The organism is Borreliella japonica (assembly GCF_900099615.1).
Classification (GTDB): Bacteria; Spirochaetota; Spirochaetia; order Borreliales; family Borreliaceae; genus Borreliella; species Borreliella japonica.
The window spans coordinates 1-1,530 of record NZ_FMTE01000035.1 but is presented as its reverse complement, the minus strand read 5'-3'; the positions used below and the strand labels follow the sequence as shown (position 1 = coordinate 1,530).

General features: G+C 25.0%; 3 protein-coding genes. All 3 read right to left on the bottom strand.

Annotated features, from left to right (window positions below):
- Positions 1–33: 33 nt before the first annotated feature.
- Complete coding sequence (locus BLO14_RS05815; protein ID WP_091973996.1) at positions 34–603, bottom strand: chromosome replication/partitioning protein; 570 nt, start codon at positions 601–603, stop codon at positions 34–36.
- 58 nt (positions 604–661) lie between these two features.
- Positions 662–1,414: a ParA family protein gene (locus BLO14_RS05810; RefSeq protein ID WP_091973994.1), complete on the bottom strand. Its 753-nt coding sequence runs from the start codon at positions 1,412–1,414 to the stop codon at positions 662–664.
- Positions 1,390–1,530 (bottom strand): DUF226 domain-containing protein (locus tag BLO14_RS05805; RefSeq protein ID WP_143280338.1); only part of this gene is annotated, 141 nt, incomplete at its 5' end. The genes BLO14_RS05810 and BLO14_RS05805, both read right to left, overlap by 25 nt.

Sequence of the window (1,530 nt, the reverse complement as noted above, 5' to 3'; positions counted from 1 at the left end):
CCTATACGCTAAATTGCTCATACAATCCTCTTATTATCCTTTTAATTGTTTATATTTTTTTAAAAGCTTGTTAAGAAAATCTTTTTGATTTTCAAAAATCTCATGCATCATAAAACTTGTAAATTTAGCATTTTTTTTATAAAAATCGTAACTCTCCTGAGTTTTAAGCTGGAATCTTAAGGGTTTTATTGGATTTTGTTTAGATTTTTTTACTGTTTCATTCGTTTTACTCTTAATATATCTTATTGAGGCCCTTATTCCATTACTAGCAATATAATTCTCTTCTAATAATCCTGCTTCAACTGCAGTCGCCAACTTTATATATTCATAAGATTGTGTCTTTGCTAATCTAAAATCTAATAGAAAATCGTTAAAATATTTATATCCTCCCTCTATATAAAGTTTCTTATCATTTATTTTTTTAAGGATTTTCATAGTATCAATAATATTATAAATTTCGGATTTAATATTATTTTTTAATTGCGTAATTAATTGTTCAAATTCTTCTTTTCTTTGATTTTCATCACTTTGATCAAGAATATAATTTAAATTATTTTCTGAAATTCTTTTATTAATTTTTAAATTAATATTTTTTTTATCCATATTTACTCCTTTATGCTCAACAAGTTCATCACGCTGAACTTGTTGAGCTTGTTGATTTTTATAACTTCTCTAAAAAAGTTTTCAATATTTTTCTATATTCAATAATATAATCTTTTGAAAAATCAAATTTTTCATTACATCCTATTCTTTTGTTTAAATCTTCTCTTTCACTTATACATCCTAAAAACCCACTTTTCATTCTTACTATTTCCATTAATTGCTTGTGTGTAACATTTTTTTTGAACCTTGTTATAACAATAAACACTGGTATTCCAGCCACTTCTTTTATAAATTTCCTCAATGTTTCAAATCCTTCAACTGCCCACTTTTCTGCCGTCATTGGAGATATTACATAATGACTACTAATTAGAGAACTCTTTAATGTAAAATTCCTTTTAGGATTAGTATCAATTATCACATAATCATAATCATTAATTATGGAATTTAATTTTGTTCTCAATGAAAATTCGATAGGTAAATGTCGATTGTCATAATAATAATCCCCATTTAGCTCATCAACTGTTATGTAGCTTGGTATTAAAGCTAAATTATTATCAACATTAATAATGCTTTTATTAATGTCTATATCATCTTTTATAACATTTCCTATATTTATCTGAGAAACATCAAAATTTTTTATTTCTAATTCATTATAATAATAGCTAGTAGCAGCAGCTTGATCATCTGTATCAATTAGGAGTACTTTGTAATTCTGTGACAATAAATTTGCAAGTATTATTGAAGTTGTGCTTTTACCAACACCTCCTTTGAGACTTGCAATCGTTATTATTTTAGGTTTTTTATTATCCATTTTGTAAGTGGTCCTTGTTCAGGGTATTTTTTCCCATAAAATTCATATACTTGTTTTTCTAAATCTGTAAACATACTAAATAATATCTTATTGTAGTGATTATTCATTCTCTCTTT

Bases quoted from the DNA above. Each gene is read 5' to 3' on its own strand.
- BLO14_RS05815 (WP_091973996.1), bottom strand. From the start codon at position 603: ATGGATAAAAAAAATATTAATTTAAAAATTAATAAAAGAATTTCAGAA.
- BLO14_RS05810 (WP_091973994.1), bottom strand. From the start codon at position 1,414: ATGGATAATAAAAAACCTAAAATAATAACGATTGCAAGTCTCAAAGGA.